This is a genomic window from Rhodococcus sp. MH15, from assembly GCF_019266045.1.
In the GTDB taxonomy this organism is placed as follows: Bacteria; Actinomycetota; Actinomycetes; order Mycobacteriales; family Mycobacteriaceae; genus Rhodococcus_F; species Rhodococcus_F qingshengii.
Genome location: NZ_LPNP01000046.1, coordinates 1 through 18,656 on the forward strand (window position 1 = coordinate 1; position 18,656 = coordinate 18,656).

18 protein-coding genes and 1 pseudogene are annotated in these 18,656 nt (G+C 61.0%); 9 read left to right on the forward strand and 10 right to left on the reverse strand.

Going from position 1 to position 18,656, the window contains the following annotated elements; translation table 11 throughout:
* Positions 1-15 precede the first annotated feature (15 nt).
* From ATN37_RS33080 to ATN37_RS01230, 9 genes and pseudogenes are all read right to left on the reverse strand, one after another.
* Positions 16-330, reverse strand: coding sequence for a transposase (locus ATN37_RS33080; protein WP_011331504.1), 315 nt, complete (start codon positions 328-330; stop codon positions 16-18).
* A gap of 183 nt (positions 331-513) precedes the next feature.
* Positions 514-756, reverse strand: coding sequence for a hypothetical protein (locus ATN37_RS01195; protein ID WP_011331503.1), 243 nt, complete (start codon positions 754-756; stop codon positions 514-516).
* On the reverse strand, positions 737-2,371 hold the full coding sequence (locus ATN37_RS01200) for an NAD(P)/FAD-dependent oxidoreductase (protein WP_011331502.1): 1,635 nt from the start codon (positions 2,369-2,371) through the stop codon (positions 737-739). Before ATN37_RS01200 ends, ATN37_RS01195 begins: the two co-directional genes overlap by 20 nt.
* Positions 2,372-2,398: 27 nt before the next feature.
* Complete coding sequence (locus tag ATN37_RS01205; protein ID WP_021334650.1) at positions 2,399-3,028, reverse strand: pyridoxal 5'-phosphate synthase; 630 nt, start codon at positions 3,026-3,028, stop codon at positions 2,399-2,401.
* A complete protein-coding gene (locus tag ATN37_RS01210; protein ID WP_021334649.1) occupies positions 3,021-4,205 on the reverse strand; it encodes a PhzF family phenazine biosynthesis protein in 1,185 nt (394 codons plus the stop codon). The genes ATN37_RS01205 and ATN37_RS01210 overlap by 8 nt, the downstream gene beginning before the upstream one ends.
* Positions 4,202-6,067, reverse strand: coding sequence for an anthranilate synthase family protein (locus ATN37_RS01215; RefSeq protein WP_021334648.1), 1,866 nt, complete (start codon positions 6,065-6,067; stop codon positions 4,202-4,204). The genes ATN37_RS01210 and ATN37_RS01215 overlap by 4 nt, the downstream gene beginning before the upstream one ends.
* A pseudogene (locus tag ATN37_RS01220) lies at positions 6,064-6,689 on the reverse strand (isochorismatase family protein). The gene ATN37_RS01215 and the pseudogene ATN37_RS01220 overlap by 4 nt, the downstream one beginning before the upstream one ends.
* Positions 6,686-7,885 carry a 3-deoxy-7-phosphoheptulonate synthase gene (locus ATN37_RS01225; RefSeq protein WP_021334647.1) on the reverse strand — a complete coding sequence of 400 codons (1,200 nt, stop codon included), beginning with the start codon at positions 7,883-7,885 and terminating at the stop codon, positions 6,686-6,688. Before ATN37_RS01225 ends, ATN37_RS01220 begins: the two are co-directional and overlap by 4 nt.
* 40 nt (positions 7,886-7,925) lie before the next feature.
* Positions 7,926-8,402 (reverse strand): PhzA/PhzB family protein, encoded by a 477-nt coding sequence (locus ATN37_RS01230; RefSeq protein WP_030537981.1) that lies wholly within the window; start codon positions 8,400-8,402, stop codon positions 7,926-7,928.
* Positions 8,403-8,759: 357 nt separating this feature from the next.
* Here ATN37_RS01230 and ATN37_RS01235 point away from each other — a divergent pair, with 357 nt between their 5' ends.
* Together ATN37_RS01235 and ATN37_RS01240 are read left to right on the forward strand one after the other, a co-directional pair.
* A complete protein-coding gene (locus ATN37_RS01235) occupies positions 8,760-9,089 on the forward strand; it encodes an antibiotic biosynthesis monooxygenase (protein ID WP_021334645.1) in 330 nt (109 codons plus the stop codon).
* A gap of 89 nt (positions 9,090-9,178) precedes the next feature.
* A complete protein-coding gene (locus ATN37_RS01240; protein WP_021334644.1) occupies positions 9,179-10,399 on the forward strand; it encodes an FAD-dependent monooxygenase in 1,221 nt (406 codons plus the stop codon).
* Positions 10,400-10,498: 99 nt separating this feature from the next.
* On the opposite strand, the gene ATN37_RS01245 is transcribed toward ATN37_RS01240, so the two are convergent.
* Positions 10,499-12,163 carry a cytochrome bc complex cytochrome b subunit gene (locus ATN37_RS01245; RefSeq protein ID WP_080712837.1) on the reverse strand — a complete coding sequence of 555 codons (1,665 nt, stop codon included), beginning with the start codon at positions 12,161-12,163 and terminating at the stop codon, positions 10,499-10,501.
* A 178-nt stretch (positions 12,164-12,341) separates the two neighbouring features.
* Between ATN37_RS01245 and ATN37_RS01250 the strand changes: the two genes are divergently transcribed.
* The 7 genes from ATN37_RS01250 to ATN37_RS01280 form a co-directional block, all read left to right on the forward strand.
* Positions 12,342-12,686, forward strand: a complete 345-nt coding sequence (locus ATN37_RS01250; protein ID WP_021334696.1) for a YciI family protein — start codon at positions 12,342-12,344, stop codon at positions 12,684-12,686.
* 45 nt (positions 12,687-12,731) lie between these two features.
* Positions 12,732-13,994, forward strand: coding sequence for an RNA polymerase sigma factor (locus ATN37_RS01255; protein WP_051253235.1), 1,263 nt, complete (start codon positions 12,732-12,734; stop codon positions 13,992-13,994).
* A 35-nt stretch (positions 13,995-14,029) separates the two neighbouring features.
* Positions 14,030-15,316 (forward strand): hypothetical protein, encoded by a 1,287-nt coding sequence (locus ATN37_RS01260; protein WP_031332332.1) that lies wholly within the window; start codon positions 14,030-14,032, stop codon positions 15,314-15,316.
* Positions 15,317-15,431: 115 nt separating this feature from the next.
* A complete protein-coding gene (locus ATN37_RS01265) occupies positions 15,432-15,977 on the forward strand; it encodes a hypothetical protein (RefSeq protein WP_030537985.1) in 546 nt (181 codons plus the stop codon).
* A 203-nt stretch (positions 15,978-16,180) separates the two neighbouring features.
* On the forward strand, positions 16,181-17,266 hold the full coding sequence (locus tag ATN37_RS01270; RefSeq protein WP_021334692.1) for an ATP-dependent endonuclease: 1,086 nt from the start codon (positions 16,181-16,183) through the stop codon (positions 17,264-17,266).
* Positions 17,267-17,335: 69 nt separating this feature from the next.
* On the forward strand, positions 17,336-18,343 hold the full coding sequence (locus ATN37_RS01275) for an IS481 family transposase (RefSeq protein ID WP_030537987.1): 1,008 nt from the start codon (positions 17,336-17,338) through the stop codon (positions 18,341-18,343).
* 1 nt (position 18,344) lies between these two features.
* Positions 18,345-18,656: 3'-5' exonuclease (locus tag ATN37_RS01280; RefSeq protein ID WP_218694643.1), on the forward strand; the 312-nt coding region annotated here is incomplete at its 3' end.

Here is an 18,656-nt window from a genome sequence, read left to right on the forward strand (position 1 = left end):
CCCCACCCTCACCCGTCAGCGAGACGACGCCGCAGACAAGGGCCAGATCGGGCGGCAGAAGGTCTTCGACGGACTTATCCAGCGACTCGACGACACGGGCACTTGACATCGATCACCCACATAAGTTGTCGCAGCTTTGAGGATGGCGACGTCCTCACGCAGCTGCTTGTTCTCGGCCTTGAGCTTTTTGATCTCCGCCGATTCCTTCGATTCCTTCGAGGTGGTGCCCGAGCGGGAACCCGTGTCGACCTGAGCTTGCAGAGCCCAGCGCCGCACCGTCTCCTGCCCGACGCCGACCTGCTTGGCGATCGCCTCCGCCGCGGCGGTCACCGAGGCGTACTCCGCTCAAACCGTCACCACCACTGCGGCGAGTCGCAGATGGGTCTGGATCAAGCCGTCACAGTGGTCTCGAATCAAGCTGTCATAAACACGACTTGCCGGCTCCAGTTCATCCAGCGCCGTCAACGTGGTGGCGCATGACGTGAGCATGTGAGTGGATCGTCAGTCGGTCGTTTACAGGTCTTCGTTCTCGTTGCAGAGCACGCGGAAGGCGCGGTGGTGGTCTTCGGGGAAGACGAGGACTTTGCGGGCGATTCCGGGGCCGGACAGTTCGGGGCCGGAGATGGTGCTTCGGATTCCGTGCTTTGAAAGTTGTTGTTGGACCAGGCCTACGGAGCTGTCGTTGTAGAGGGTTGCGGCTGCGACGAGAAGTCCGTAGTCGGCGGGTGTGCGGCGGTCACTGCGGAATTGAGGCATGCTCTCGCTCCAGGGACGTGTGGTCATCGCTGCGGAAGGTGAAGTTCGGGTAGTCGGCATCGGCCTCGTCCGCGAGAACGCGCCGGTAGTTGCCCAGACCGGCGAAATAGAACAGGGCCCGGCTGGTTTTTCCTGGAATGTTGGCGCCGAAGATCCAGGAATGGGCTTTCGGGAACAGTGATGCGTTGGCGATGTCGTCGCAGAGTTGCGCCCATGTACGTACGGCGGTCTCGTCGGCCTCGACAGTGGCCGAGCCTTGTGTTTCGGCCTGGCGGATCAGTTCGGTGATCCATTCGACCTGTGTTTCGATTCCTGGCGGCAGGTTCGTGAAGACGCTGTTGGGGCCGTAAACCATGAACATGTTCGGGAATTGGTGCGTGGCGATACCCAGGTAGGCCGCGGTGGTCTCGTTCCAGAGTTCACTGATCGGTGTTCCGTCGCGTCCCGTGAGGTGCATCTTCTTGTATCCGGCGTCGAAGCCGGTGGCGAGTACGAGTAGATCGATCTCGTGTTCGGTTCCGTCCGCGGTGACTACTGCGTTCTCGGTCAGCCTGGTGATCGGGTTGTCTTTGATGCTGACCAGGGAGACGTTCGGCCGGTTGAAAGTTTCGTAGTATCCCTTGTTCGCGATGGGACGAGTGGCGTAATACCCTGAGGGCATGAGCTTTCGGGCTGTATCGGGATCGTCCACGATCGCGGCGATCTTGTCCCGAACGAAATCGGCTGCGGCCAGGTTCGCCGCGGGATCGAAGATGATGTCGTTGAAGGTCCCGAACATGAAGTGGAAGGCATTTCCGCGTTGCCAGCTTTCCTCGAACACACGGGTTCGTTCCGCTTCCGACACCGACGTCGCCGAGACCGTGCTCTCTTCGAATCCGCATCCGACGATCGAATTGCGGACTTGGTCCCAGATGGCGTCGTAGTTGCTGCGGCACCGGTCGAGGTATTCCTGATCGATCGGGCCGTTGCCGGAGGGGATGCTGTACTGCGCGGTGCGCTGGAACACCGTCAACTGCTGGGCGGTTTCCGCGGCGGTGCAGATGAATTGGGTGCCTGTCGAACCGGTGCCGATCACGCCGACTTTGCGGCCGGCGACGTCAAGCCCCTCCGGCCAACGACTGGTGTGCACTACCTGTCCCGAGAACTGTTCGATACCAGGTATTTCCGGTGTGTTGGGTTCGGAGAGCACCCCGAGGGCGGTGATCAGGTACTTGCTCCGATAAACCTTGGAGGAGTCGGTGCGTACTTCCCACCGTGCCAGGGAATCGTCCCACCGTGCGGAGGTGACAGCAGTCTCGAGCTGGATGTCGCGGCGTAGGTCGTGGCGATCGACCACGGCATTGAGATACTCGAGGACTTCTGCTTGTTCGAGATAGCGGTTAGTCCACGACCATTGCTGAAGCATCTCCTTGTCGAAGGAATACCGGTAGACGAACCCTTCGCTGTCCGACTTCGCGCCGGGATACCGATTCCAATGCCATGTGCCGCCGACACCGTCGGCTTTGTCGAAGCATCGCACTGCGAGTCCGAGTTCGTTGCGAAGTTTGTGCAGGGCGTAGATGCCGGCGAATCCGGCGCCGATGACGATCGCGTCCAGTGACGTGTCGGGTTCCATGTCAATCCTTTGTGTAGGACGAGTGTTTCAGGGCTGAAGTCGATCGACGGTCCACCCACGTGGGCCGCGTTCGTAGAGCAATCGGCGGTGTAGGCGCGAGTGGTCTGCTGCCCAGAACTCCACGCGATGCGGTTGGAGTTGGTAGACGGCGAATCGGTGAGGGCGGGCGATATCGGTGTGTTGGCCGAGACTCTCACTGCGTGCGAGCAGCACTTCGGGGTCGCCGAGATGCAGACTCTGATGCGAGGCCGTCGACATGGGTTTGAGGGGTTCGGCGCGCTCGTCCCACACTTTGTCGGCGATCGCGGCGCTGAGTTTGAGTACGGGACCGGAGATGATCAGTTGACGGGCGAGTTCGCGCCAGTAGAACAGGCCACTTGCCCACGAGTTCGTATGCAGATCGCGTGCTTTCCTGCTTGTCGTATGCGTCGAGAAGGACAATCCGCTAGCGGAAATGTCGGTGACGGCGACGGTGCGTTGAGAACAGCGGCCGACGCTGTCTGTCGTGGCCAAGGACAGCGCGAGTGGCTCACGGACCCCGGCGATCTCAGCTTGCTCGATCCATATCTGGAACAGGTCCAGCGGCGTGGGTGGTGGATCGGAATATTCCAGGAATGGGCGAGCGGTTCCGGTGATGGTTTCGTATTGGCTACTCATGGTCGGTGCCTCGATCGGATCCGAGGTACAGGGTTGCGTGCGCGATGGTGATCGCGTCGCCTCCGACCAGTGCGGAGGCGAGCTTGCCGGTGTGAGGATCGATGTCGGCGCAGGCGTGCATCACGGAATGTCGTCCGAGTTCGACACCTTGGTGGATGCGGAGGTCATGGCCGTATTCGATCCGTCCGTGACGCGCGAGGTGGATGGCGATCGGGCCGGCGGCTGATCCGGTGGCGGCATCTTCGACCACCCCGTAGGCGGGAGAGAACATCCGGTTTCGCCAGACCCCGTCGAGGTCTTCGGCGATGCAGTTGATCGCCATGTTCTCGAACTCGGACAACGCACGGTGGTCCGGGCGCAGAGCAGAGAGCGCCTCGATGCTCTCGACGGTGACGATCGTGTGGCGTGGGCCGTTGTCGTAGGTCTCGATCGGAAGTGCGCTTGCGTCGAGCCCCAAGGCTGCCAACAGTGATCTCTGTTCGGTGTCAGGCATTGGCGACCACGTCGGGAGTGGTTGCTCCATCGTGACGCGGAAGTAGTCGTCGACGGGCTCAGCTGTCATCGGGACCAGACCCACCGCGGTTTCGAACGCGAGCTCCTTCGCACCTGTCTGAGCGGCAACAGCGGCAGCGGTACCGAGGATGGGGTGCCCGGCGAAGGGGAGTTCGTTGACGGGGGTGAAAATTCGAATCCGCGCAGTCGATTCTGCCGAGTCGGCCGGCAAGACGAAGGTGACCTCGGACAGATTCAACTCTGCGGCGATTCGCTGCATCGTCTCCGTCGCGAGCGAGTCTGCGCCGAAGAACACCGCGACCGGATTACCGCTGAGAGGCGTACTGGCGAACGCGTCGACGACGCAGTATCGGAGAGTGCGCCGAGAACTCTTGGGTCGATGCTCGATGGAGGCGTGGACCTCGAAGTCCTTGCGGTGAGCACGTTCTCGTTCGAGGAGTTCGACGGCCGGCCCAGCCGGGAGCTTGCCCGCCGGGCGATCGTCATCCCAGAGCAGTATCGCTCCCCACCGCCGCGCTCCTCGATCGTGGATCCAGTATTTGGCAGCCAGACCGGGCACCGAGCGCCACGCCTCGACAGCTGCGGTGTCGGTCAGTTCATTGAGGTGGGTCACTGACGGGTCGTCGTCTGCCTGGAGGTCCCACACGATGTATTCGAGTTTCACGTCGAGAGCAGCCTTTCGGACATGAGAGCGAGGATGCGCGGCCCGTTCACGGTCAGGATCGACTCGGGGTGGAACTGAACGGACGCGAAGTGAGGCCCTTCGAGGGCGTGGACCGCTCCGGTGGCGGTGTCCGCGGAAACAGTGACCGGGCCGACGCCCGCGACATTGATCCGACCGGAAGCAGTGCGTGCTTCGAAGGTGTTGTAGAAGCCGACGTTCTCGCTCTGTCCGAAGATCTCGACGCGCGCCTGTTTACCCTGGTTCGGCTCAGCTCTGCGGGCGAGAGGGAGACCGAGACGCGAGGCCAGGATCTGATGGCTCAAGCAAATCGCGAGGAACGGACGCTGTGTCGAGAGCAGGTCGTCGATCTGTGTTCGGAGGTGCACGATCTTCTCGTCATCGACATTTGTGGGATCACCGGGCCCCGGCCCGACGATTACCAGATCGTGGTCACTGGTGGTGTACATGTCGTCGAATCGGCGCACGGTGACCGTCAAACCGAGGGAGCGCAGCTGGTGGTCGAGCATCGCGGTGAACGTGTCTTCGGCATCCACGACGAGCGCCTTACGTCCGTCCAGTACCCGGGAGCGGACGTCGTGGGAGTAGTTCGGCGACCAGAATCCTGCGATCTGGTTATTGCGATGCGCCAAGGCGGTGGTGATCATCGGGTGGCGATTCCAGCTGGCATGGGGTTTGCTGTGCCCGAATGCCGCGAGAACCGACTGCGCCTTGGCGTGGGTCTCGTAGACTTCGGCCGCAGGATCGGAATGCCGAACCAACGTGGCCCCCACCGCCACCCGTACACGCCCACTGTGCGGCTCGATCGCCGCTGTACGAATCAGGATCGCCGAATCGAGAGTGGGTGCCCCGCCACCGGATCGGGTGATCAATGCCGCCACACCGCTGTAGTAACCGCGACCGGTCGTTTCGTAACGGGCGATGACCTCCGTCGCGCTTTCTACCGGGCTTCCGGTCACGGTGGGCGCAAACATCGTTTCCCGCAATACTTCTCGCGGGTCACGGTGGGTCTGCCCCTCGATGAAGTACTCAGTATGAGCGACCCACGCCATCTCCTTGAGGGCCGGTCCGTGGACTCGAGTCGTGCCGGGCTCACAGATGCGGCACATCATCTTCAGCTCTTCGTCGACCACCATGTACAGCTCGTCGGTTTCTTTGCGGTCGTCGAGGAACTGTTGGACTCCGTCCAGGGTCGGCCCGCCGGGTGGATAGCGGTAGGTTCCGCTGATCGGGTTCATCACGGCTGTGCCGTTGTCGAGTACAACGTGTTGTTCAGGTGATGCGCCGACGAGTATCAGGTCCTCTGTGTGTACGAGAAAGGTCCAGTAGGCGCCGCGTTCGTTGTCGAGGAGTTCCCCGAACGCGGACAGAGGGACTGCCGGGTTGTAGGGGGTGCACTCGGCGGAGAATTCGCGCTTGATCACGAAGTTCGCACCGCGTCCGTTGCCGATCTCCTCGGACACGATCGCGGCGACTTTCCGTGCGTAGTCGGCGTCGGAGCTGTCGAAGTGCCCGCCGGTGAGGGCGAAGGAGCGGCGCGGGAGTTTGTCGAGCACGCCGCTCAGCGGGTAGTCCTGCTGCTCGTCGATGGAAATCGCGAGCAGCGGTGCACCGTCGTCGTGGGCCGGATAGCCACGTTCGCGTATTTGACGATAGGGAAGAAGGACGAATACGTCAGCGGTCGTGGATATTTCCTCGATCAGCTCGTGCTGCCGTAGCTGCCCGGACAACGCGGTGACGGTGCGAGCACCAGTGGCAGGGTCGGTGCGGCAGATGAGGGCGTACACCGAGCGGTTGCCGGCCAGGATTTCGGTCAGAAGGTCGGTCGAGGTCGGAAGGCTCATCGCTCGGTCACCCACTTCGTGGCGACTACCCGTGCACAGCAGCGTGCGGTGTATTCGAGTGTCTGGCGGTGATCTGCGGCCGTGAAGTCGGCGACCGCGTCACCGACGAGGAACACCTCGATGTCGTGGGTGTACGCATCGAGGGCAGTGGCAAGGATACCGACATGGGCGTACACACCACACAGGACAAGTTGAGTGCGTCCGTCCTCACGCATGCGGGTGAGCAGGTCGGATCGGTGGAAAGCGCTGTAACGCCACTTGACGAAGGGCCACGCGTCGTCGCCGAGTTCGAGTTCCGGGACAAGTGCTCGGTCCGCATCGGTGGTCTGCATCCCCGGGCCCCAAAAATCGCGCAACAGTCCGCGATCGGTGACGCTCATCCTGCCCGGCTGCGCGGTGTAAGCCGTGGCCGCCCCTGCCCGCTGCGCCCAGGAATGCAGATCGCGCACATTGCCCACGATCTCCGAACGCATCGTTCCGGGAATGGAGACAGAAAATAACGTTGCATGTCGTGGATGAGTAACGTCGCCTGCTGCGGCCGGATATCCCAGTCCACCAATGCATCCGGCATCTCACCTGGACTGGGCAGCAGGTACGGCTCGACAGTGAGATCACCACTCATGACGGCGTCTCCACTGCTCGGTAATGTCGTGCGAGCATCTCGCCCCAGGCGTGCACCACGGCAGCAGTCTGCTCCGGGTTCAGCCGCGGATCGCACAGTGGACTACTCGGCCGAGCAGAGGCGAGATCTGCACTCGACCAGACGCATTCGCTGACATCGGCCAGGTGGGTGGTCTCGAGATGTAGCCCGTGCACCCGCGTTCCGGTCTGATCGGCAACACCGACGAAGCCCGTCATCTCGTCGATGACGTCGTCGACGACTCGGGTCTTGGTGCCATCCCCTGCACTGAGTGTGTTGCCGTGCATCGGATCGCAGATCCACAGCACACGGTGCCCGGCCGCGCGAACTGCACTCATCAACGCCGGCAGTCGAGTACGGATGTGTTGAGCGCCCATCCGTGTGATCAAGGCGAGCTTGCCGGGTTCTCGATAGGGGTCGAGCCGAGAACACAGCGCTACGAGATCGCCTTCGGTAGCTGTCGGGCCGACTTTGCAGGCAGAGGGGTTGGCGATGTGCGCCAGCGTGGCGACGTGGGGACCGTCGACGTTGCGCGTACGTTCATCGATCCACGGCCAGTGCGTGGAGGTGAGATACGTGCGTTCATCGCTTCCCGAGCGCATCATGGGGTGTTCGTAATCGAGTAGCAGCGCCTCGTGGCTCGTCCATACTCGATCCTCCAAGGCCCGCCCGCGGTTGAAGCCGGCGATGGTGGCGGCGACTTGCTTCGACGTCAGGTACCCCATCAGGATCCGGAGCGGATCCGGCGTCCGGCTGACCTCGTCGCTGTCGGGCAGGTTCACCATGTGACCCCGGTAGGTGACCACTTCGCGATCACCGACGGTTTCGGTTGCCTTGGAGCGAGGTTTGGCGAACTGTCCTGCGATACGACCGACCTGAACAACAGGAAGGCCGGTAGGTGTTGCCACTGCGCCGGCGCTTGCAGTGAGTTGATCAAGCTTGCGGTGGACGTGGGCGGGTGTGCAGTGCGCGGGGTCTTCCGCACAATCGCCCATCTGGAGAACGCTCGCGTGGCCGGCCTCGACGGCACGCAGGCGTCGAGCGAGTTGGTCGGTTTCGACCGGACTTGCAATGACAGTGGTCGTCTCGAGCACGTTGCGCACGAGGTCGAGTTGGGGATGGTCTTGCCACGGCGGTTGGTGAGAATTCACCGTCGACGTCAGTGCTGAGGGGATCACGAATCACTCCGCTAGGTCGGATTGCTGGGGCCGGTCATTGTCAGGTCGGAATTCCCTCGCGGATCACGTTCGGTACCGCTATGCCCAGCGCACGGAACTGCTGGCAGGGATTCATGAATTCGCGCTGCTGGCTGATCTTCCCGTCCACGAAGCGGAAGAAATGAATGAAATGATTCTCGTAACGACCTTCGGGATAGCCGGTGAATCGGATGATTCCGGCGCCGTCGCACTCGACCCAGAAACGATCGGGATCCTGTGTATCGAAGATCTCGATGTTGAACCATGACCAGTCCGGGAAGCACTCGAGCGACCACACGGCATGTTCAGCGAGTCGATCTCTTCCCTTGATCATGATCGGTTCGCCGGTCTCGGTAGTCCACAGGCCGCCCTCGCCGTCCTGTGTGAACAGTTCGTGTCTTCTCAACCGATCGAGGCCCCGTGTCTGCATATAACGAGCGACCGCGCTCCGATTCCTTGAACGTGCCGCTTCTTGCTCGGGGCCGAAAACTTCGTACATCGCATGACCTCTCGGAATGTGCACATGCCTGAAACTCGGAAAATTACTGAGTGGCAACGATTTCGATTCGCCGTGCGCACGATCCGAACGGGTGCGCCGTTGACTCGGTGGTAACTGACGCCCTAACGATGACAGTATGGCTCCGAGATCTGCAACGATATGACGCCTCACTGAAGATGCGCGCAAGCGTTGCATCAGATCTGTGCTCGCGAAAATTGTGACGAATCAAGTGATTACGCGCCAGCGTGTCTGATGAATCACCAATGATGCTCGCGAGGACGGGTATTCGGCGCGGAAAGCTGTCTACGTCTCTCTCGAACCCTAGCCAACGCAGGAACGGCGGATTACCGTAATGGCATGACTGAGACAGTGATTCGTGAAGGCGACAAGGTCGCAACATTCATCAACATTCTGGAACTCAAGGACCCGGCGAAGCAGCAGGACTTGATCGATGTCCTCAACGAGGGCACCGAGAAGGTCATCAAGCACCAGCCCGGCTTCATCTCGGTGAATCTCTTCGCCAGCCGGGACGGTTCTCGTGTCGTCAACCTGGCCCAGTGGAGCAGCCCTGACGACATCAAGGCCGTGGCCACCAATCCCGACGCGCAGGTCTTCGCGAAGAAGGCCGCAGAGCTTGCCACCCCGGCACCAGGCCCCTATTCGGTCGCCTCGGTGACACAGGCCTGATCAAGACCAACATCCACCACAGAGCCCAGGCGGGAACCACCGGTTCCGCCTGGGCCTTCTCTTTGTCGGCACCCGAAAGGACTACAGCGATGGCCAGCAAAGACCTGACCACGACACGCCCCCGGATCAGTATCGCCGGGGCCGGGATCGGCGGATTGTCCGCCGCTCTGGCCCTGCACGAGCGAGGCCACGAGGCTGCGCTGTTCGAATCCGCACCCGAGATCGTTCCCCTCGGCGTCGGGATCAACGTCCAGCCCACCGCGATCGCCGAACTGTCCAGACTGGGCCTGGCCGATCAGCTCGCGAGGATCGGCGTTGCCACACAGGCTCATCGATACGTCGACCATCGCGGGCGGACCCTGTGGACCGAACCCCGAGGAATCGCAGCGGGCCACGACTATCCGCAGTACTCCGTGCACCGGGGTCACCTGCAGATGATGCTCCTCGACGCGGTAACCGAGCGACTCGGGCCAGGAGCCGTGCACTCCGACGCCCGGCTGTCCAACATCTCTGGCAGCGGCGAGACGGCGATACAACTGACCGTCGTGAACTCGGACGGCCGAAGCCGCACACTCGACACCGACGTCCTTGTCGGAGCAGACGGGCTGCACTCGACCGTCAGGCGCTGGCTTCATCCTGACGAGGCGCCGGTCAGCGTCGCGGGAACCACCATGTGGCGAGGATTGGCCGACCTGCCGTACACGTTTCTCGACGGCGTGACAATGATCATCGCCAACGACGGCACCGGCACTCGCCTGGTGGCGTACCCCTGCAGCGAACAAGCGAACGCAGAGGGGAGGACCCTGCTCAACTGGGTCTGCTTGACTCCCTCCGACAGACGAAGCCCGAGCGAAGACGAGCGCACCGGACTCGTCAACGCACTCGCAGAATGGAATTTCGACTGGTTCGACCTGACAGAGTTGGCAGCCCGCTCTCCGCAGGTCTCCGTGTACCCGATGGTCGACCGGGATCCGTTGAGTCACTGGGGCTCCGGCCGGGTGACGCTGCTCGGCGATGCGGCGCACCCGATGTATCCGATCGGGGCCAACGGAGCATCCCAGGCGATCATCGACGCCGGCGCACTGGCAGAGTGCTTCACACGCGCAACCGACCCTGTCTCGGCACTGCGATCCTACGAAGCGATGCGCATCATCCCGACAACAAGCATCGTTGAGGCAAATCGGGCGATGAACGAGTCCGAGAAGAAGACAGCCTCCCGCGCCGGCGATCCTGCCGCCGCCCCAGCCCCGCGCCTTCGTGAAATCACCACCGAATACAGGACTGTGGTCGACCGCTCCACCGCACGGTAAAACCGGCAAGAAGGACTCGACGTACGGCCAGCCGTGACCATGCCGAACTGCGGGGCGCCCCTGATTCCAGGAGCGCCCCGCGGTGTCGTTTGCGTGCGGTTAGTCGGCCGATCCGGTGATCTGACGTTGACTGAGAGTGGCAAGAAGTTCGTGCTCGGACTCTTCCTCCGCGCGGCTCAGTGCTTCAACTTCGTCCTCAGGGTCCGGACCCAAAAGTGAACCGGGATAGGGTCGTCCCGCGGCGCCGAGCTTGTTCATCCGCTTGGGAACTGCCGCTCCCTGATATTCCAACGCCTCGCCGTCGCGTCCGAGTGGCTGATGCGTTTCCAGATAGGCCCCTGACGGCAAGCGTTTGATGATGCCCGTCTCGATACCGTGCTCGAGGACCGCACGGTCGCTGCGCTGCAGCCCGATACAGAACCGGTAAGTCACGAAATACGCTATCGCAGGCAAGACGATCACACCGATTCGTCCCGCCCAGGTCATCGCGTTGAGCGATATGTGAAATTTCAGCGCGATGAGGTCGTTGACACAGGAAATCGTCAGCACGACATAGAAGGCAATCGCCATTGCCCCGATTGCCGTACGCACCGGAACGTCGCGGGGGCGTTGCAGAAGATTGTGATGGCTGTCCTCACCGCTCAAACGCTTTTCGATCCACGGATACGCAATCATCAGGACGAACACCGCACCCATTGCGAGTGCAACCCAGAATGCCGAGGGAATGGTGTACCGGTTGAACAGATAGATCTCCCAGGCCGGGATCAGGCGCGCTATACCGTCGGTCCACATCATGTAGAAGTCGGGCTGGGAGCCTGCAGAAACTTGCGCAGGGTTGTATGGGCCCAGAACCCAGATCGGATTGATCTGCAACAGGCCACCCATCACGGCGAGTATCCCGAAGACGAGGGCAAAGAAGGCGCCCGATTTCGCCGCGAACACCGGAAGGATTCGGACGCCGACGACATTGTTCTCGGTGCGTGCAGTCCCCGGGAATTGTGTGTGCTTCTGGTACCAGACAATCGCCAGGTGCGCTGCGACAAGAGCAAGGATCAAACCCGGAAAGATGAGCACGTGCATGACGTAGAGCCGCGGGATCAGCAACGTCCCCGGGAACTCACCACCGAAGATGGCCCAATGCAGCCATGTACCGACGACGGGTATGGCCATCGTGATTCCACCGAGCGGCGAGCGCAATCCGGTACCGGAGAGCAAATCATCCGGCAGGGAGTATCCGAAGAAGCCCTCGAACATCGCCAGAATGAGGAGCAGGGATCCGATCACCCAGTTGACTTCACGGGGTCGGCGAAACGCACCGGTGAAGAAGATGCGCGCCATATGCACGATCATCGACGCTGCGAACATCAGTGCGGCCCAGTGGTGAACCTGGCGGACGAACAATCCTCCGCGCACTTCGAAGGAAATATCGAGTGAGGTTTCGTATGCACGCGACATCACCACCCCGTTGAGCGGTTGGTATGCCCCCTGATAGATGACCTCGGCCTGTGAGGGGTCGAAGAACAATGTCAGGAACACGCCTGTGATGAGCAACACCACGAAGCTGTAGAGGGCGATCTCGCCGAGCAAGAAGGACCAATGAGTGGGGAATACCTTGTTGATCTGACGGCGTAGTCCTGGTGCCAAGTGAAAGCGCGAATCGACCTCATCGGCCTGCCTGCTTGCGACCCTGCTGACGAGGGAACTCACAATCGCCTCCCGAAAATTGGAGCGAGATGAAAGCGCCGACTCTCTGAAACGAGACATGAGTCGGCACACTGGAATCCGAAATAGTCTTACACCTTGTAGTACTGCCCGAAACCGCGTCGTCGCATCACTAAAAAGGTTCGCGAAAAGTTCGGCCAGAGTGTCGATTTCGGCTTCCTGTCGTTCGACATATATAGAGTGAGTTGACTCAACTGAATACGAAAATAGGGGAGCGGTCATGCCGGAATACCTGCTGTTGGTTCACGAAGACGAAGAACAGATCGAGCGATGCGAACGAGAAGATCCAGGAGCCCTCGAAGCGCGTTATCAGGCATTCCTCGCCGATCATGCCGATGTGGTCACCCAATCGCGGAGGCTGCACAGCTCCTCGTCCGCCACCAGCCTTCGACGCGGCGACGGGGACGGGGTCACCATCATCGACGGTGTGTTCGCTGAAGCGAAGGAGGTGATAGGCGGCTTCTTCGTCATCGAAGCGGACGATCTCGATGCAGCTCTGGTCATTGCCCGAGAACTGCCGGCACCTTTCGGGGGAATCGAAGTACGACCGATCCGCGGAATCTGACCGGGCGTGCAACAGATGGATCATGGCAACAGGGGGACCGAGCTGATGCACCAAATTGGCGTTCACGCTGCAATCGCTGATGCGCACCGAACGGGATGGGCATACGTTCTCGCCGCCGCGGCTCGAACGACCCTCGATCTCGATCTCGCCGAAGAATGCGCGCAGGAGGCCTACGCCTCGGCTTTGACCAACTGGGCCGAACATGGTGTACCCGAGAGCCCCGTGGCGTGGTTGACCACTGTGGCGCGAAGAAGGGCCATCGATTTCATCCGGCGTCGTGAGTTGCTCGACACCAAGCTTCCCCTGCTCATCGTTGGCGATGCATACAACCTCGACGACCAAGACATCCCCGACGACCGACTCAGGTTGATCTTCGCCTGCTGTCACCCAGCATTGCCCGTCTCCACCCGCGTGGCCCTGACCTTGCGGCTAGTCTGCGGGCTCTCCACCCCGGACGTTGCAAGGGCCTTCCTCGTATCGGAATCGACGATGGCGGCACGCATCACCCGCGGCAAGAAGAAGATTGCGACCGCCGGGATCCCCTACCGCGAGCCAGCCGCCGAGGAACTCGCCAGCCGGGTGGACGCGGTTGTCGACGTGATCCACCTCGTCTTCACCACAGGCCACACCGCCCCCTCCGGATCGGAACTGCAACGACGAGATCTCGCTGAACGCGGGCTGCACCTTGCCCGGTTGCTGCACGAGCTGCTACCACACCAATCCGAGCCGACAGGGCTGCTTGCACTGGTCCTGCTGACCGATGCCCGCCGCGAAGCTCGATCCGACAGTGACGGCCAACTGCTGCGACTGAGTGAACAAGATCGCCAACTCTGGGACCACACAGCGATTCACGAGGGCCTCACTCTGGCGCGCCACGCGATGAAACAGCGTCCCCCGAGCCGCTACGCGCTGATGGCAGCCATTGCCGCAGTGCACGCCCAAGCCGGTAGGTGGGACGAAACCGACTGGATCCGGATCGTGGACCTTTACAACCAGATGGTGGCTATCTGGCCCTCACCGGTCGTTGCGCTCAACCGTGCCATCGCCATCGGTGAAGCCTTAGGCCCCAAAGCAGGCCTCGCGGCGTTGGATCCTCTCGGTACCGATCACCAACTTTCCGGCTACCACTACCTGCCCGCAGCCCGAGCCGACATGCACCGCAGGCTCGGCAACATCAAAGAAGCTCTCTGCGCCCTCGACGAAGCCCTGATCTTGGTCGAAAACGATGTCGAGCGACGCTTCCTCGAACAGCAACGAAAAATTCTTTCGGAAACTGTCGATTCGGGACGTTCGGTATCCGACAACTAGATAGGAGGACAGATCCAACACAGGAGGGGACCTGAATGTCGGTAACGAACAAGCGCGCACAACCCGCACGCGGGCAGGGCCGCCAGCGCATCGTCGAAGACATCGCCCTTGCCTACGCCAGCGCGGACAAGCGAACCAAAGGTGTACTTCTCGACGAACTATGCGCTCGCACTGGATGGCACCGAAGCCACGCTCGCCGCGTCTTAAAATGGACCACCACCCCCAGAGCCGTCGACCCGCAACCTCGATCACGGCTCAAGTACAGCCCGGAGACGGTGGAGCTCCTTACCTGGTGCTGGAAACTTCTCGACATGCCGACCGGAAAGCGGCTCGTCCCAGCGCTTCCCACGCTCGTCGGCGCACTCGTCCGCCACGGCCACCTCACCCCGCAAACGACAACTACAGAACAGTTGTTGAGCATGTCGTCGGCGACTGTGGACAGAACCCTCGCCGCAGAACGTGCACGCAGCATCCACCCGAACCTGTGCCCGTCACATGCGCTCGTAGCCGCTGACGCCCCGATCCGCCGTCTCGTCTCTCAGCCCTCAGCGGCGCCAGGACACATCGAAGTCACGATCCACCACCATGGAGACAGATCCCCGATCGTCACCCTCACCAGCACGGCTACCGCCACGCGATGGACGACGTACCGTTCCTTCGACTACCGCAAAGACGATGCACTGGGCGCGGCGCTGACCTCGATCGGACACGACCTTCCCTTCGCAATCGAAGCGTTGACAGCGACAACATCCGATGAACAACTCGCCGCACGGATAGAGCGCTGGTGTGTAGAACAGAACGTCGACTTCTACCTGCGCTTGGGTACAGCCCACACCCCGAAAACCGGTCAAGCCCACGACATTCCTGCACCCACCGAACACGGCACCAGTGACGCGGCCCTCGCACTCCTCAACGAGATCTGGCGTGCACGTGCAGGATTGATCAACAACTTCTACTGCCGGCAATTCGATGCACGCGGAACCGTCACCACGGCCACACCGTGGCAGATGGTCCAAGCCCACCCACTCATTGCCGATGAAGACAAAGCGATCTTCCGCGACGAGCACAACAACGCTGATCCGGTCCAACTGAACTGCTGCCTGGCGGCTCTCTCCGCGCGCTACACCAAACTGCACCAGAGGGGGGAGATGTGCTCGCCGCTCAAAGCAACGGACCGATCTTCACGCCTCCAGCGACCCGATGGCACAGACGCTGGAGCGCAACTGACCCAGCTGCGGCCGAACTCCACACTGACACCAACGTCGCTGACTAGCCGAAGTCGCTGGAGTTGCTTCTCAGGCCAAGACGGCCACATCGCTTGAAAGGCAGCCGCTGCTCGACGGCGGAGGTCCTCAACAGTGGCAACTCGAAGCAATGAAAAATATTTCAACACAACACTACTCAGCGCACGACACCGACAATGGAGTGGCATCGCTCATGCAAGAAGTGGCAGTCAATCACTACGGGGACTGGTCGCATTGGAACTGGCTGGGATGGACCGTGCTACTGGTTTTGACCGGCGTGCTGTTCGTCGGGGTCGTCACCGCGATCTTCGTTGCGATCGACATCGATCGCACGCCGTACCGCGACAGCGAACTGGGCTGCTACCTCAGCGCAGCCCTCTTCTCCGCCGCCGCGTTCCTCGGATTCACCGGTACCCTGACATATTTCGTACGCCACCTACCCGGAGCAGGTCAGTCCCTACTCGTCTGCTTGGCAGCGAGCGGCACTGTCGTCCTCGGTCAGTACCTTGTTCACCGTTCATTCGCGGACCTCGTCACGGGTGAAAGTCCGAGCGAATGGATTTGGAGAGGTTCTTCGATTGCGGCAATCGCAAGCGGTGTAACGGCATTCGGATACGACGGCCTCAACCGAATCGCTTCATGGATCCCTTCATCCGTGTCATTCGTTGTCGCGCTCATAGTGGCAGGGCTACTCACGGCGTGTGCCCACGCGGTAGGAGAGCGGTCCACCGCCGGATGAAGTCCACGTGGACGCTCCACGGGAGGCTTGAGTACGGCGTCACACACACGGCTGGACTCGGGCAGCCCCGTTCGTGCACGCCGAACTGCCATGTAGATGGTGACGTGACCTCGATTGGCGAGCTAGCGTCATCACCGCTTGACCTAAGCTGACGGCGCGGCATCGGCGACTACCAAAGTAGTAAACATCTAAGGGGAACCTGCATGTACGTGGAGAGCGTGACACTGACGAACTTCCAATGCTTTGGGGCGCAGCCCACCACAGTCTCGTTGGACCCGCAGTTAACTGCCTTGATCGGTGCAAACGGCTCCGGCAAGACAGCAGTCTGTCAAGCGCTCCTCCGGTTGTTCGGTGTCACGCAAGAACAACGGCAAATTCAAGTCGAAGATTTCCATGTGCCAGCGGATGAGGAACAGTCCCCACAGGAACGAACGCTGGCGATTGAAGTCATCCTCGCCTTTCCCGAACTCGACGTCGCAGACAAAGCGACGCCTTCAAGTATGACCGCCAGCGTCCCGGAGTTCTTCCGTCACATGGCCGCAACAGTTGACGGCCAACTGAAATGCCGCATCGCACTCCGTGCGACATGGACCGACGATGGTTTGATCGAGGGGACCGTTGAGGACGAGCGCCGTGTGATTTACAACTTCGACGAGGACTATGGCGATAACTGGGTTCCATTTCGTGGAGCTGATCGGAATAGGATCCAAATGGTCTACGTCCCGGCCTCGCGGGACGGAGCTCGACAGATTACAACTTTTTTGCGCGGACGATTGTGGCGTGCGAGCCGCTGGTCGGATGATCTGCGCGGGCACGTTACTGATGCGGCGACCGATTTGCTCGAAAAGTTCGAATCTGAGCCGGCCGTATCGACGGTGGAGGAAGCGCTGGCGAAGCGTTGGCAACAACTGCATCAAGATACGACCGACACAGTTCCAACTTTTGAACCGATCAACCGTGACGTGGCTGCACTGGTTGGGAACGCCGAGTTGATGTTTCGGCCATCGCATACTGGCCGTAAACGTCACGCCCGATTTCTGAGCGACGGCCAGCGCTCCATGCTGCACCTCGCTCTCACCGCAGCGACCCTTGACATCGAATCGAAGGTAGCGGAAGGCGGTCACGAAGACCGTTTCGACCTCTCCGCAGGTACGCTGCCGACATTGACGCTTCTGGCGGTCGAGGAGCCCGAGAATAGCCTGTCCCCCTACTACCTCTCGCGCGTTGTCAGGCAACTGATGGAACTAGGTGTTGTGGGTATGGACGTTGCTGACGCGGGATTGAAGTAGACGGGCTGGTCCTCGGCGTAAGAATGGGAGTTGCGACACAACCGTTCTCGACCAAAAAGGACCAGCCCTGTGACACACCGTAATGCTCCGCTAACCGTGGAGGGAAGACGACGCCTGATCGAGCGGTGTCAGAGCCGTCCGATCGCCCATGTCGCCGCCGAGATGGGCATCTCCCGTCAATGCGCCTCCACATGGGTCAACCGGTATCGCAAGTATGGCGACCTGGGAATACAGGACCGATCCAGCACGCCACACCATCACCCGACTGCCACAGCAGCAGCGGTGGTGGCCGAGATCGAATCCATGCGCCGGACCCGGAAATGGTCGGCCTCGCGAATCGAGTTCGAACTCCGTATGGATGGAACGGTGATTGCGCGTCGAACAGTCACGAAAATCCTGCGAAACCTAGGCCTGCACCGGCGCCGATTCATCGACCCGAACGGCGAGAACAACCGCAAACCGCAGGTCATCGCAGCGAAACGACCTGGCCAGATGGTGCATGTCGACATCAAGAAAGTCGGAAAAATCCCCGACGGCGGTGGTTGGCGTGCTCACGGTCGCGGGTCCGAGCGGGCCAAACGATCCCGGCGCCGGAAATCGAAGAACAAGCAGGCCCGCACCGGTTACACCTATCTGCACTCCGCGATCGACGGGAACACCCGCCTGGCGTACACCGAAGCCCGAGACAACGAAACCGCCGCAACAGCCATCGATTTCATGAACAACGCCCGCGTCTTCTTCGCCGCCCACGGCATCAACCGGATCGAGCGCGTGATCACCGACAACGGATCATGCTACCGGGCAGCAGATTTCACCGCTTCACTCCGCGAAGCTCGGCACTACCGCATCAAGCCCTACACACCGAAACACAACGGGAAAGTCGAACGCTACAACCGCATCCTCGCCGAAGAACTGCTCTACTCCCGCGAATACACCAGCGAGCAGCAAAGGCGCACCGCGGTCGAAGTCTGGAATGTTCACTACAATTATCACCGACCGCATTCAGCACGCGGAGGACGACCGCCTGCCGCTTACCGCCGGCACCGCGTAACTAACGTCCGTGCCTCATACAGCTAGATTGCGCTTTGTCGCAACCGAAAGCGAGTCCTGGCGTGAAGCAGTCGACGCCTATGAAGGAAATGACGCCATTTCGTTATTGACCATCCATCGTAGCAAGGGGTTGGAGTACCACACCGTCTTCTTCCTTGGGCTGGATGATGATCAGTGGTGGTCACACGGTAAGGATCCCGCAGCATCTACATCAGCGAGGAATGATCGAAACCTGTGGATCCCGGGAGGACGCACCTTCCCGGATGATGATCTGTACACGAACAGGATTCTGATCAAGTCCAGCGCGCCAACGCTGGCGGGAAGGTACGCCCGTGCTCAC